At 39.0% G+C, this 13,787-nt stretch carries 12 protein-coding genes; 4 read left to right on the top strand and 8 right to left on the bottom strand.

Annotated elements, in window-relative coordinates; all coding sequences use genetic code 11:
• From PCY10_RS08665 to PCY10_RS08655, 3 genes are all read left to right on the top strand, one after another.
• The gene (locus PCY10_RS08665; protein WP_021002392.1) at nucleotides 1-450 is read left to right on the top strand and encodes a threonine/serine exporter family protein; all 450 of its coding nucleotides are present in this window, start codon (nucleotides 1-3) and stop codon (nucleotides 448-450) included.
• 132 nt (nucleotides 451-582) lie between these two features.
• The gene (locus tag PCY10_RS08660; protein ID WP_020998275.1) at nucleotides 583-1,755 is read left to right on the top strand and encodes a hydroxymethylglutaryl-CoA synthase; all 1,173 of its coding nucleotides are present in this window, start codon (nucleotides 583-585) and stop codon (nucleotides 1,753-1,755) included.
• Between the two features lies 1 nt (nucleotide 1,756).
• Nucleotides 1,757-3,037: a hydroxymethylglutaryl-CoA reductase, degradative gene (locus PCY10_RS08655; protein WP_301559001.1), complete on the top strand. Its 1,281-nt coding sequence runs from the start codon at nucleotides 1,757-1,759 to the stop codon at nucleotides 3,035-3,037.
• Between the two features lie 28 nt (nucleotides 3,038-3,065).
• On the opposite strand, the gene fni is transcribed toward PCY10_RS08655, so the two are convergent.
• The 8 genes from fni to gla form a co-directional block, all read right to left on the bottom strand.
• On the bottom strand, nucleotides 3,066-4,082 hold the full coding sequence (gene fni / locus PCY10_RS08650) for a type 2 isopentenyl-diphosphate Delta-isomerase (protein WP_301559000.1): 1,017 nt from the start codon (nucleotides 4,080-4,082) through the stop codon (nucleotides 3,066-3,068).
• Nucleotides 4,079-5,077 carry a phosphomevalonate kinase gene (locus PCY10_RS08645; RefSeq protein ID WP_301558999.1) on the bottom strand — a complete coding sequence of 333 codons (999 nt, stop codon included), beginning with the start codon at nucleotides 5,075-5,077 and terminating at the stop codon, nucleotides 4,079-4,081. Before PCY10_RS08645 ends, fni begins: the two co-directional genes overlap by 4 nt.
• Nucleotides 5,070-6,014: a diphosphomevalonate decarboxylase gene (gene mvaD, locus PCY10_RS08640; RefSeq protein ID WP_301558998.1), complete on the bottom strand. Its 945-nt coding sequence runs from the start codon at nucleotides 6,012-6,014 to the stop codon at nucleotides 5,070-5,072. Before mvaD ends, PCY10_RS08645 begins: the two co-directional genes overlap by 8 nt.
• Nucleotides 5,996-6,874 (bottom strand): mevalonate kinase, encoded by an 879-nt coding sequence (gene mvk / locus PCY10_RS08635; RefSeq protein ID WP_003077595.1) that lies wholly within the window; start codon nucleotides 6,872-6,874, stop codon nucleotides 5,996-5,998. Before mvk ends, mvaD begins: the two co-directional genes overlap by 19 nt.
• A gap of 165 nt (nucleotides 6,875-7,039) precedes the next feature.
• Entirely contained in the window at nucleotides 7,040-7,975 is a 936-nt protein-coding gene (locus tag PCY10_RS08630) for a serine hydrolase domain-containing protein (RefSeq protein WP_125394066.1), read from the bottom strand.
• A complete protein-coding gene (locus PCY10_RS08625; protein ID WP_102570476.1) occupies nucleotides 7,972-8,712 on the bottom strand; it encodes a CppA N-terminal domain-containing protein in 741 nt (246 codons plus the stop codon). The genes PCY10_RS08630 and PCY10_RS08625 overlap by 4 nt, the downstream gene beginning before the upstream one ends.
• Before the next feature lie 81 nt (nucleotides 8,713-8,793).
• The gene (locus PCY10_RS08620; protein WP_301558997.1) at nucleotides 8,794-10,056 is read right to left on the bottom strand and encodes a DUF308 domain-containing protein; all 1,263 of its coding nucleotides are present in this window, start codon (nucleotides 10,054-10,056) and stop codon (nucleotides 8,794-8,796) included.
• A gap of 492 nt (nucleotides 10,057-10,548) precedes the next feature.
• Nucleotides 10,549-11,400 (bottom strand): aquaglyceroporin Gla, encoded by an 852-nt coding sequence (gene gla, locus PCY10_RS08615; RefSeq protein ID WP_003070952.1) that lies wholly within the window; start codon nucleotides 11,398-11,400, stop codon nucleotides 10,549-10,551.
• Between the two features lie 107 nt (nucleotides 11,401-11,507).
• On the opposite strand from gla, the gene PCY10_RS08610 reads away from it, so the two are divergent.
• Nucleotides 11,508-13,787, top strand: coding sequence for a Xaa-Pro dipeptidyl-peptidase (locus PCY10_RS08610; RefSeq protein WP_301558996.1), 2,280 nt, complete (start codon nucleotides 11,508-11,510; stop codon nucleotides 13,785-13,787).

The following is a 13,787-nucleotide window of genomic DNA, read 5'->3' as shown; positions in this document are numbered from 1 at the left end:
GTGATTCCATTGACTGTCTTATTACAAGCTGCTGCAAGTTTTCTTGCGATTGTAACGTTCTTAATCGTTTTAAATGTTCAAAAAAGCATGTTAATTCCAGGAGGAGTTCTTGGAATGTTTACATGGCTATTGTATTATATGTTAAAAGAGCCGACAAATGTTATCATTGCTACATTTATTGCAGCCATTATCGGGTCTTGCATTAGTCAAATATTGAGTATTCTCTATAAAACACCAGCTGTCGTCTTTATCTTAGCCATTCTGGCTCCTTTGGTTCCAGGCTACCTTTCCTATCGCACAACTGCCTTTTTTGTTACTGGAAACTATAGCCACGCTATGGTAAACACGACACTAGTAGTGATTTTAGCCTTGGTTATTTCGATTGGAATGGCTAGCGGTACAGTCGTGCTTAAATTATATCATTATCTTCAACAACATCGTTCTTCCTAATTCAACATAAAATTTAAAATGTCCAAAGTCCTTCTTTTTACAAGAAGGCTTTTTTCTCAGTTTCCACTTTAATTATGATAAAATGGAATAGAATAAGTTTGATATAAAACCGAAAAATATACAGAGGTACTGATGAATATTGGAATTGATAAAATTGGCTTTGCGACAGCCAATTACGTATTAAAATTAGCAGATTTAGCAGAAGCACGCGGCATTGTCCCAGATAAACTAAGTAAAGGGCTCCTATTAAAAGAACTCAGTATCGCTCCTATTACTGAAGATATCGTAACTATGGGCGCGAGTGCTGCAGAGTCTATTTTAACAGCAAAAGATAAAAATGAGATTGACATGGTTATCGTAGCCAGCGAATCTGGAATTGACCAAAGTAAGGCTTCTGCTGTTTTTGTTCATGGTCTGCTGGGAGTTCAGCCCTTTGCACGTAGTTTAGAAATGAAAGAAGCGTGCTACAGCGCTACTGCTGCACTAGATTATGCGAGGTTACATGTCGAAAAACATCCCAACTCAAAGGTGTTGGTCATTGCAAGCGATATTGCTAAATACGGTGTCGATACCCCTGGGGAACCGACCCAAGGGGCTGGAGCAGTCGCTATGCTCATCACGAATAATCCACGAATCCTCATTTTTAATGAAGATAATGTTGCTCAAACACGAGATATTATGGACTTTTGGCGGCCAAATTATTCTACAACGCCGTTTGTCAATGGCATGTATTCCACACAACAGTATTTAGATAGCCTAAAAACAACTTGGGTGGAATATCAAAAACGCAATCAAGTATCTTTAAAAGATTTCGCAGCTATTTGTTTCCACTTGCCTTATCCTAAGCTAGCTTTAAAAGGCTTGAAAAAAATTATGGATAAAAGCTTGTCCCTTGAACAACAAGAGCAACTACAAGCAAATTTCCATCAATCTATTCTTTACAGTCAAAAAGTAGGCAACATCTACACAGGCTCTCTCTTTTTAGGTCTCCTTTCTCTACTTGAAAATAGCTCAACACTTAAAACAGGTGACCGGATTGCGCTCTTTAGTTATGGTAGCGGAGCTGTATCAGAAATCTTTAGCGGTCAGCTTGTAGCAGGCTTTAAGCAACGCCTTCAAACCAATCGTATAGAAATGCTCAACAATCGCACGCCACTAAGCATACCAGATTATGAGAAAATATTTTTTGAAGAAGCTCAACTAGATCAAAATGGTTCTGCTAGCTTTATGAACTATGAAAATCAGAACTTTGCTTTAGCAGAAATTGTTGAGCACCAACGTAGATACATCAAGGTGGAAAAATAACATGAAGTTAAGTTGGACAGGTTTTTCTAAAAAATCGCTACAAGAACGATTAAAGTTCTTGCAAGATTATCACTTGCTAAACAAAGACAACCAAATAGGCCTTGAACACAATTACACACTTCCTCTTTCGACAGCCGACCAAATGAGCGAAAATGTAATTGGAACACTTGCTCTTCCCTACGCTCTTGTTCCTGATGTCATGGTAGATGAGCAAATTTATCAGGTTCCTTTCGTAACAGAAGAGCCCTCTGTTGTTGCAGCTGCCACCTTTGCAGCAAAAATCATTAAGCGTTCTGGTGGCTTCAAAACAACTGTTCATAATCGTCAAATGGTTGGACAAGTTGCTCTTTATCATGTGCCAGATATCAAAAACGCCATAAAAAACATTCAAGAAAAGTACCAAAAATTACTAAAATTAGCAAATCAAGCTCATCCTTCAATTGTCAAACGTGGAGGTGGAGCACGCCATTTGCATATGGAATACCTAAATGATGAAGCTGAATTTCTAATCGTCTACCTAACAGTTGACACCCAAGAAGCTATGGGAGCCAATATCCTCAATACCATGCTAGAAGCATTAAAAACACCATTAGAAGACTTATCTGGTGGTAAAAGCTTGATGGCAATTTTATCAAATTATGCGACGGAAGCCTTAGTAACTGCCACCTGTGAAATTGATATCCGTTTTCTTGACCGAAATAAGTCAGAAGCCCTTGATATTGCTAAGAAAATAGTGTTAGCAAGCCAATTTGCCAAGCAAGATCCTTATCGCGCCAGCACCCACAACAAAGGCATTTTCAATGGCGTTGATGCTGTTGTATTAGCGACAGGAAATGACTGGCGGGCAATTGAAACGGGAGCACATGCCTATGCTAGCAGAAATGGAACTTATCAAGGATTGACGACTTGGTCCATCAAGGAAGCTACTCAAACACTCTACGGAGAGATTACTCTTCCACTTCCCATCGCTACAAAAGGCGGTTCCATCGGACTCAATCCTACGGTGCAAGTTAGCTTTGATTTGCTAAAACATCCAACCGCCAAAGAGTTAGCTAGTATCATTGCGTCTATCGGTTTAGCACAAAATTTTGCAGCTTTGAAAGCGTTGGTTAGCACCGGTATTCAACACGGACACATGAAACTACAAGCCAAGTCTCTCGCTCTTTTAGCAGGAGCACAGAATACAGAGGTTGCTCCTCTGGTCTCTCAACTTATTTCCGAGAAAAATTTTAGTCTCAAAAGAGCGCAAGAAATTTTAGAAGCCTTTCGTCAAAAATCATAAGCAAAAAAGAATCCGATAAGTGAACAACTCATCGGGTTTCTTTTTTTATTTGATTTTGTGCTTCTTGCAAACGTCCATACAAAAGATAAGGTACTTGCCTTAACTCCATCAAATTTTGACAAGCAAGTGCACACATAATCAAACTTATATCTTCCTTCCAACTATTGATAATAGAAATGACTTCGGTTACTGAATACCTCTCAATTAATTCTAACATCGTGCGCGAAAGTCCAACAGCTTTGGCACCTAAAACAAATGCCTTAACCATATCAAGCGGCTGACGTACTCCGCCGCTAACAAGAAGGTCCATTTTATCCATCATCGGCTGAGCATTCAATAATGCCTGGAGAGTAGACTGCCCCCAATTATTGAGATAATCACGATTGCCACCACGCCTGTTTTCAATATAGGCGAAGCTCGTTCCGCCACGTCCAGAAAGGTCTACTGTTCGGATACCCAAGTCATAAGCCGTTTGAATCGTCGCTAAGTCCATACCAAAACCAACCTCTTTCAACACCACTGGAACTGTACTCTTCTCAGCGTAATCTTTTAAATGTGTTCGCCAAGTTTTAAAGGAACGTTCTCCTTCAGGCATGAGCAATTCTTGCATGAGGTTCACATGCACTTGTAAAAATAGAGGGTGAAGATTTGTGATAGCTTGCTGTCCCAGTGAATAGGGCTTATCCAGTCCAATATTGGTGGCAAGAAGTAGATCTGGCTTATCTTTTTTAACGGCATAAGAATCGTCCGCTGGATTATTCAAAGCAGCACTGTAAGATCCTGTGACAAACAGAATACCGCACGCTTCCGCTACTTGAGCCAAGCGTTGATTGATGGCTTTCCCCTTCTCGCTTCCACCTGTCATAGCATTAATGTAAAACGGAAACTCCCAGTCTCTACCTGCAAAATGCGTTGCTACATCAATTTCATCCAAATCATACTTAGGAAGCGAGCAATGAATGAGCTCCATGTCATCAAAACTATTATAAGGCGACTCGTACTTAAGTGCGTACTTTATGTGTTCATCTTTACGATTTTGGCTCATCTATCCCACCTCTCCTTATATAAAACCTCGATTCCTGCCGCTTGCCACCGCTCCACTAAGATTTGACTGGCTTCGGAATCAAAAGACAAGGCTATGCCACAGTCACCACCGCCAGCGCCGCTGCTCTTTGCCATACAGTCCAGTCCTCGACTAGACCCTTTTAAAGCTCTCAATTTTTCATTATAAATAGCAGGGCTCAGTTGCAGCAGGAGGCAACTAACTTTTTCTAGACTTTGCTTCACAATTTCTTTCTCACCAACAAGCAACGCTTTCTCCAGTCGAAGGACTTCTTCTTGCGTTTGTGTTAAAAAAATTGATGAGATTTTTGCTTTGACTTGATTGATGAGAACGCTAGAAATAGCTGGTTCTCTCGTCCAGCCCACAAGGAAATCACATGGAAGCTGTGGATGGATTGTCCGGATAATGTATCCCCAATCTTGGGCCACTATCTTTTCTAAAGGAAGCTCATTGATCTGCTCTGCTATTTTTTTTCGATTAAAAGATTGATAATAAATCAAGTCTTCATAGGCGATACAAGCTACATCTCCCATTGAACCATTATCTCCCCGTTTAAGGAGGACATAGGCTGCCAACTTAAAGGTTTCATCCGCAGATAATGTCACATCAAACAAAGATGCTATCGCCCTTATCGTCACAACCACTACGCTACCACTAGATCCTAAACCGAGCTTTTTCCCATCTCGTTCCATTTTTCCAGTAATGGTTAAAGAAAAAGGACTTAATGAAATAGATTGACTTTGTAAAAACTCATCCATGACAGCAACCGTCTCTTGAATGAGACTGTAATCATCATCAGGTGTCAGATCCACAGCATGGTCAAACATATCTGAAAATAGGCGATACTGTTCGGCAAAATGAATTTTCCCAGTCATGTAGATAGGAATATGTTTCAAAATCGCTCCTTGCCCCGCCGTCAAGACAGAATATTCTCCTGCTAAATATAATTTCCCACATGTTCTTACTGTCTTAGTCATCTGGTAATTCCTTCGTTTTAGAAACAATGAGATGATATTTTTCAGCAAATATTGGTACTAAATGTTCCAAATCTTCTTCTAAGCACAAAACTTTTACATTTGGCCCTGCATCCATGGTGAAATAGCAGCGCTCTCCCTCACTTCGTAATTGCTTAACAAAGTCCATCGCTTCATAACTTTTCTCGGTCAAATAAGAAAAAGGGGGGCTTGCAGTCTGAGTGGTAGCATGCATGGCAAGTGCATTTTTTTCTGTTAGTTCTCCAATTTTAGAAAAATGATTGTTAGAAAGATAAATCAGCATAGCTTTGTAATCTTCTTCTGACTGTCTCACCCAATCATCAAATATTGTTGAAGTTTCTGCACACCGTTTCATACCTTCACGACTCGAAATAGGCTTTTTCTGATCATATAAGACCAACATAATCATGGCTAATTTCAAATCTGTCTTTACTGGATAAATTTCACCGCTATCTTTGTCCCAAGCCGAAATTGGACCATAAAAGCTCCGCGAAGACGAGCCAGAAGCTAATTTTGCTTTTTGTGCCAGTTGTTTTGTGGACAAATGTAGTCCAAAAAATTCATTGCATGCCTTAACGAGGGCAGATAAACCGCTTGAACTAGAAGATAAGCCTGCTGCTGTCGGCATATTATTTTTTGTATCAATTCGCACAAACCCATAGCCTGCAGGACGGAAACGATCTATGATTTCACCCATTTTTTTGTGTTCAGTTTGATCTTGCAAAATACCATTGATGTAAAATTCATCTGACTGGGCACTGGCTGGCAAACTTGATAAGCTCGTTTCTGTGTACATATTTTCCAAGGTCAAAGAAATGCTGCTCGTTGCAGGAATCATCTCAACAGTATCTTTCTTACCCCAATATTTGATAATGGCAATATTAGCATAAGACCGCACGTTTACAGACTTTCGATCCATGTATGCACAGCTCCTTTCTCTCTCAATAACTGGGATAGCCAACTAGCTTTTTCTTTGTTAGCCACTAGAGCAATGATGCAACCGCCAAGACCACCACCGCTCATTTTCGCACCAAGTGCTCCATTTGCTTGCGCCATAGAAACCAGTTTATCTGCTTCTGGGCAACTAACACCTAAACTTTTTAGGCTGAGATGAGCTTCTGACATAGCCATACCAATTGCTTCTAAATCTTTAATTTTCAACGCTGCTTCAACTTCATTCGTCAATTTACCAAGCTGATGCAAATGTGGCAAAGCCCTTCTTCCAATACTCTCCACCTTTTGAATCGCTTCGCGTGTATGCCCATAAATCCCTGTGTCTGCTATCACAAGATAAGCTCCAAGATTCGTCTCAAACTCTGAAAAACCAACATTTTTGATAAATTTAATAGCACGATCGCTCAAGCAAGTCTTCGCATCCAATCCACTCGGATTCATGTGGGCAATCATCTCCGCTCGATTCGCTAAAATCTCAAGAGTTTCTTTATCTAAATCTTGCTCATAATAGTCAAAGACAGCTCGAATCGCAGCAATGCTCACTGCTGCAGAAGAACCCATGCCCCGCTTTTCAGGTACCATTGATTCAATCTCGCAACGAATATCAGCCTCTTGTATCCCTAAAAATTCTAAAGAAGCAAAAACCGCCATAGAGAGGGTATCTTCCTCGTATAAAACCCATGTATGATTTGATGGTAGAATACGACAAGTCACTTCGATATTATTTAAAGGCAAGGCTAACGCAGGGTAACCATATACAACAGCATGTTCCCCTATCAAAATAATTTTACTATGTGCCCGACCGACACCTACTTTTTTCGTCATAGTCTCTCTCTATATCACATACTTCATCTATTATTTTAATATAATTCAGAGAAAAAAGCGATCGTTATTTTTCAATTCCTTTTATATTCCAAACTAATTTATTTCAACTCTTAAAACAGCGAAAAAGAGCAGGAAACCCAGCTCTTACTCCTACTGTCTTCATTTTTACAGTTCTTGTTTTATAACATCCATGAGCTTATTTCGTTCTAAAATCCACTGCTCACGTTCATCCTTCTCATACGTCCGATTGGAAAGAAAAATAACTGCTTTCTGCTGCGCACGATTAAACATAATAAACGTTCCTGTATAACCTGTGTGTTGCAACCATTCTCCATCTAAATCCCAAGCAAGACTGCGCTTTTTCCCAACTTCTCTTGAAAAATTTTGTGTCAAGATTGCTGCGAAATCATCCTGCAAATAATGTTCCAAAAATATTTCTAAATCTTGAACAGTAGAAAACAGACCCGCACTCCCTGCATGTCTGCCTAATACACGCGCTTTTGGATCATGTACAATGCCTGATTTCACACCACGAACAGTCGGAACTGCCTGCTCAATAGGCCCAAAGACTGTTTTTTTCATATGCCAAGGCTGACAAATCTCTTGTGCAACTATTTTATCCAAGGAGGAATGAAAAATTTCTTCCAACATAAAACCTAGCAATAAAAAGTTCACATCTGTATAACGAAAACTCCTGTTATCTAATACCGTTAAATGATTCAAGGCATCCGTTAATTCTGTGGCATTGAGTTTATTACGATTTGGAATAAAAGGATCTAACCCTGATGTGTGAGTCGCTAGCTGCCTCACCGTGACAGAATCATCCTGAAAAGCCGGGTAGTAATTCGTCAAAGGCTGATTAAGATCAACAGCTTGCTGATCCACCAAGAAAGCAAGTATCGTTCCGACACCCACAACCTTGCTGACGCTTGCCAAGTCATACAATAACCCCGCCCGACTTTTCTCGCCTCGCTCAGGACTACTCTCACCGAGATAGGCTTCCTGCCACTTTCCATGAGCATACAAAGCTAAGCTAGCTCCGGGATAAATACATTGTATAATCTGCTGTTCAACTTTTGAGAGAATCTTATTCAAACTCATACCGCTTCAATCCAGATTTCAATCTGGCTGTCATCTTTTGTTAAGAAAAATTTACCTGACTTAGGTATAAAATTTTCTTTTCCTTGAAATAAGGTTTGCAAAGCTGCTACGTCGAACTGTTCAACGGTAAATTTGATTGTTGCTAAATCCCAAGTTTGACTGCTCTCTGTCACCAAATCTGACCCATCTGCTTGTGAGAATGCTAGAATAGACTGATTTTCTAGCCATTCCCGATAAAAAGTGACTGCCTTTTCCTCATCTAAAACGTTAATCTGAATTTTCTCTATGATAAATTGACTAAGTCCAATAAAATCCTCTAATGGTTCAAATGCTGGGGCTATCAGCATTCTATCCAAAGTCGTCCAGTCTTCCTCACTATGCAATAAAAACTTATCTCCTTCTGGAGAGCTTGCTTCAAAGGCATAACCATTTTTCCCTTGATACAGCGTATCAATCTTGTTGCCACGCGCTAAAAGCGCTTCAATTTCTCGTGGATTGGCTACTTTGATAATAATTTTAGCTAATTTCTTTGTTCCTACAACTTTGCGAGTCCGCATACTGGGTGACTCTTCTAGCTGTAATTTTTCAACTTTTGTTTGATCTCCAAGACTGACAAAAGCTCCTTCTTCTAACAGATCTTTCATCCCTAAAGTTTGACAATAAAAGGCAAGATTGTTTTTCCGATTATTGATTTTTAATACTGGTATCGTATTTACAATTTTATTTGTTGAACTCATAAATTCCTCCAAGCCTTTCTATTTTAAATAATTTTTGTATATTTTACAAATATTTATGTTCAAATAGAAAAAATTGCAATATTACTGATAAATACTTCGTGCCACTACTAAATCATTCGCTGACTCAAATTCATATTGAAGGTAAGATTGATAAGTTCCTGGCGCAATAATCCCACGCATATCTAAAATGGCTGTTCCAGCTTGTCCAATGATACTATCTGCAAGCAAGCAACAATTGGTCGACAAAACAAAATAGGTTTTAAAACGACTCGTTTTAAACTTATTTAAATCAGCTCCCAATTCATCCCGCAACTTATAAGCATATGTATGGTCATTATTTTTTAACTCAGCCGATGGATTCCACACTGCCAGTAGTTCATCAATTTCAGCCAAGCGTTTCTCCACAGCACGTTTTTGTGCATCTGTTAAAGACAAACCATAACCAAACAAGGTTTTTTTACTTTCTTCTTTGCACAAGTCAATATAAGCATCTTTATCCACTTTAAACAAAACACCATCTCCAATCGTACCAAATAAACGCTCAGAAAAGGTATCATAACTACCATAAGAAATAACTTTTCCTTGATAGCAAATATCAACGTGCCCAATCATCCCAAAAAGATTTTGATCGGATGTATGAATCAACACTTCTAAGTCAACCGACTTTTGATCATTTTGAATACGGCTGTAAACTTTTTGGTGGCCTCGTTTTTCACCCTGCAACAAATGATTGAAACGATTCAATTGCTCTGCTGGGAAAAAGGCAGCAATAATGACAGGAAGATTGATTCGGATATGACGTCGAAGCTGCTTTTTCTCCAAATCTGTATTGAAAAAAGCACCATCGCGAACATTGGAAAAACCTAATAATATTAAATAAATACCAACAATTAAAAATTGCATTCTACCGTCCTTGCCGGGAGAAAATACAGTGGTTAGCCCAATTCCACCATAAACCAAAGTATCAAAAAGATAACGAAAGCTACCCTTGAGCTTATTCTGACGATAAAGAAAATAAGTAATACCATAGACTGCTGCCGTACACAGTTGATAGCATCCTAATATGATAATGACAATATTGACCGGTATATTACTGGCACGGTTAAGAAAGCCAACAACCGATCCTACAAGAATATGCAAAAGAGCAGAAATAAGGCTAATACGATTCCTCACTAAAAAGCGAAAGAAAAGATTAATGGTTCCTACAAATAAAAAGTAAATAGCCAATAAATCTAGGGCAAATTTTGTAAAATCAACACCATTTGCAATAATGATGGCTCCAAAAACAATTGCCAAAATACCAAATAGGAGTGTTCGTCTGCCACTTAATCTGTCAAATTCCATTTCATCTCTCCCAAAGAAAAGATAGAGTCAGATCAAAACCAGTATTTTGTAAAAAATCGATTTTTCTGTCCACCCTCGAATGTTAACTTGGTTGTCGCTAAAAGGTTAGACGAAAGTTTCTAGCTTTAGATCGAACGATGCAATAAACCAAAATGTAGTACCCGATTAGTCGAAGAACTCCCATAAGCAGTAGATACTCAATACCACTTGCTTGCCCAACTCAGAAGAGTAGTTATGACACTACATTCACTACCTCAACAGTTCCCGAAACTATCTCACCATCATTAGCACTACCTATCAACCACTATATTTCAGCGTAAATAACATAAGATAAAAAGATAGGGATTTCATCTCAAACTCATTGTTGTTATGCCTACTCTGCTAGTATAACATTTTATCTCAGCAAGCGTCTAATCGCTTGCCTATTTTTAACCAGACTGGCGCTTAAACATCAAAAAACGGCTCGCAAGAACCGTTCTTCATTTTTACAGATTATCCATAAATCAACTTGTAAAGTGCCACAGCAACAATACCGGCAAGAATCGGAGACACGACTGGTACCCAAGCATACCACCATTTTGAATCTCCTTTATGTTCACCAAGAACTGATTTCGGAAGAAGGAAGTGAAGAATACGTGGACCTAAGTCACGTGCAGGGTTCAGACCTGGACCTGTAGGACCACCGAGTGATGTTACTAATGCCATTACGAGGAAACCAAGCGCTAAATGAGCCACAGCAAGGCCAGCATTGATGTGGGATCCAATGGCAACTTTTCCTTGAAGTTGTGTTGCATCAACTCCTCGAGTTGCAGCGTATTTGATAACTTCTGCGCCAAAATAATTCTTAGTCATTGCCATCGCTGCAAAGAACAAAACAAATGAACCAATAAATTCATTGATAAAACCGTTTATCATAGAAGCAGCATGTGATTGCTTGCTTCCATCATCTGTATTCACAATGGTTGAGAACGAACCCAAAATAGCATTTGGATTGGTTGTTTGTAAGTAATAAGGGCGGTGACTTGCTACTACTAGCGCTTGACCGAACATTGCTCCTAATAACTGTGCAATAATGTAAGGTACGACTTGCACCCAAGGGAAATAGCCACTAATCGCAAGTCCCAGTGTAAAAGCAGGATTGATGTGGTTTCCTGATACATTTCCAAACATAAGTGCAGGAATCATAACTCCCATACCGTAACCAACTGCGATGACTAACCAGCCACTTTGATGACCTTTCGTTCCCTTTAATTCCACATTGGCAACCGCTCCGTTCCCCAAGATAATGAGAATTGCCGTTCCAAGGAACTCTGTAATATATTTCACAATCCATGTGACGTCCATTTTGTTCTCCTCTTTCATTAAAAAATTTTAGACAAATCCTATTTTATCAGTTACAATGGATAATGTAAAGGTTATTTTTTGATAAAATGTAAAAAAGGAGTAAAAATATGCGCTATAATCAGTATAGTTATACACCAGAAACAAACGAAATAATACTTGCTGAAATGGAAAGTATGGGCTTTTCTTTTCCCTCAAATCATTCTGATAAACAACATTTGGAGACTTTTGTACGGAGAACTTTTTTTAATTATAAAAATACAGACTACGCCTTAAAATCATTGGTTGCCGATTCAAAAACAGACTTACTTAGCTTTTTTACATCCAATCAAGAATTGACAGCAGAGACCTTTTATATTATTGCTTTTCAATTACTAGAATTTGTGCCTTTTGTGGACTTTGACGATGTAGAAAAATTCCGAAAGGACGTAAATTTCCCCATTATCTATGGAAACCTACTTGAAAATCTGTATCAGTTACTCAATACGCGCACCAAAAACGGTAATCTCTTGATTGATAAACTCATCAGTAATGGTTTGATTCCAGAAGATAATACTTATCATTATTTCAATGGTAAAAGTTTAGCGACCTTTACCAGCCACAATGCTATCCGCGAAGTTGTCTATGTAGAATCACGCGTGGATACTGATAATGATAGTCTACCTGATTTGATTAAAGTCAGTATTATTCGTCCTCAATTTGACGGAAAAATTCCTGCGGTTATGACTGCTAGTCCCTATCATCAAGGAACGAATGATAAGGCTAGCGATAAAGCTCTGTATAACATGAATGTGGACTTGATTAAAAAAGAGACTGGAAAAATTACTGTTCATGACCCAGAACTGCACTTGGTTGAACCTCAAGGACAAGCTACATTAGTTGAGCAAGCAGAAGAAACACTCGGTCATATCGGAACTTATACACTCAATGACTACCTTCTTCCTCGTGGTTTTGCTAATTTATATGTATCAGGCGTGGGAACAAAGGACTCTGACGGTCTTATGACGAGCGGAGATTATTATCAAATTGAGGCTTATAAAAATGTTATTGATTGGTTAAATGGTCGCTGTCGTGCTTTTACTGACCATACCAGACAACGAGAAATCAAAGCCACTTGGTCCAATGGGAAGGTTGCTACAACAGGAATCTCTTACCTCGGAACTCTGTCAAATGGGCTAGCTACAACTGGCGTAGATGGTCTTGAAGTCATTATTGCTGAAGCTGGCATTTCTTCTTGGTACAATTATTATCGTGAAAATGGTTTGGTGACAAGTCCTGGGGGCTATCCTGGTGAAGATTTTGACTCTTTGACAGAATTAACTTACTCACGCAATCTCTTAGCTGGTGAAAATCTTCGTCACAATACTGCATATCAAGCTCATCTGGCGGAATTAAAAGAAAATCTAGATCGTAAAACGGGCGACTATAATCAATTTTGGCATGATCGCAATTACCTTATCCATGCCCACAAAGTCAAAGCTGAGGTTGTCTTTACGCACGGATCGCAAGACTGGAATGTCAAACCGCTGCATGTTTACAATATGTTCCACGCACTACCAAAACATCTCAAAAAACATCTATTTTTCCATAATGGCGCTCACGTTTACATGAACAATTGGCAATCCATTGACTTTCGTGAAGCTATGAATGCACTTCTTAGCAAGAAACTACTGAGTTACGATTCACGCTTTGAATTACCAACTGTGATTTGGCAAGACAATCGTCAGGCTCAAAGTTGGCTGTCTTTAGAAACATTTGGCGATCAGAAGTACGGCACTCATTTCAACTTAGGTAAAGGCACACAAATTATCCCAAACCAATATGCTCAAGAAGACTACGACCGTTTTAGCAAAACTTATCAGACTTTCAAAAATGAACTTTTTGACGGAAAACTCAATCAAGTGACAGTGAATGTGACACTGGAAAAAGATTTATTCTTAAATGGTCCTATTAAACTTAACCTTCGCCTTAAATCCAGTACTGATAAAGGCTTGATTTCTGCACAATTACTGGATGTTGGTCAAACCAAACGGCTCCTTCCACTACCTAGTGTACTCGCACCAAAAGCTATGGATAACGGTCGCTTTTATATGTTGGAACATTTGATGGAATTGCCCTTCAAAGAAACACCACATCGCGTCATCACTAAAGGTTTCCTAAATCTTCAAAATCGCACTAATTTGCTAACAGTCGAAGAAGTCACACCAGATCAATGGATGGAAATTTCTTTTGAACTTCAACCCACTATCTACAAAATGGCAGCAGGTGATACACTCCGTCTTGTCCTTTATACTACTGACTTTGAACACACTGTTCGTGATAATACCGACTATCACTTAACAATTGATTTAGAAAAATCTAGCCTAGATATACCAGATGTGTTAAAATAA

Origin of the sequence: Streptococcus sp. SI1, from assembly GCF_030439945.1 — a bacterium.
GTDB lineage: Bacteria > Bacillota > Bacilli > Lactobacillales > Streptococcaceae > Streptococcus > Streptococcus intermedius.
Note: the sequence above shows the minus strand (reverse complement) of the source record. Positions and strands in the feature narration are given on the sequence as shown.

Bases quoted from the DNA above. Each gene is read 5' to 3' on its own strand.
- PCY10_RS08660 (WP_020998275.1), top strand. From the start codon at position 583: ATGAATATTGGAATTGATAAAATTGGCTTTGCGACAGCCAATTACGTA.
- PCY10_RS08655 (WP_301559001.1), top strand. From the start codon at position 1,757: ATGAAGTTAAGTTGGACAGGTTTTTCTAAAAAATCGCTACAAGAACGA.
- fni (WP_301559000.1), bottom strand. From the start codon at position 4,082: ATGAGCCAAAATCGTAAAGATGAACACATAAAGTACGCACTTAAGTAC.
- PCY10_RS08645 (WP_301558999.1), bottom strand. From the start codon at position 5,077: ATGACTAAGACAGTAAGAACATGTGGGAAATTATATTTAGCAGGAGAA.
- mvaD (WP_301558998.1), bottom strand. From the start codon at position 6,014: ATGGATCGAAAGTCTGTAAACGTGCGGTCTTATGCTAATATTGCCATT.
- mvk (WP_003077595.1), bottom strand. From the start codon at position 6,874: ATGACGAAAAAAGTAGGTGTCGGTCGGGCACATAGTAAAATTATTTTG.
- PCY10_RS08630 (WP_125394066.1), bottom strand. From the start codon at position 7,975: ATGAGTTTGAATAAGATTCTCTCAAAAGTTGAACAGCAGATTATACAA.
- PCY10_RS08625 (WP_102570476.1), bottom strand. From the start codon at position 8,712: ATGAGTTCAACAAATAAAATTGTAAATACGATACCAGTATTAAAAATC.
- PCY10_RS08620 (WP_301558997.1), bottom strand. From the start codon at position 10,056: ATGGAATTTGACAGATTAAGTGGCAGACGAACACTCCTATTTGGTATT.
- gla (WP_003070952.1), bottom strand. From the start codon at position 11,400: ATGGACGTCACATGGATTGTGAAATATATTACAGAGTTCCTTGGAACG.
- PCY10_RS08610 (WP_301558996.1), top strand. From the start codon at position 11,508: ATGCGCTATAATCAGTATAGTTATACACCAGAAACAAACGAAATAATA.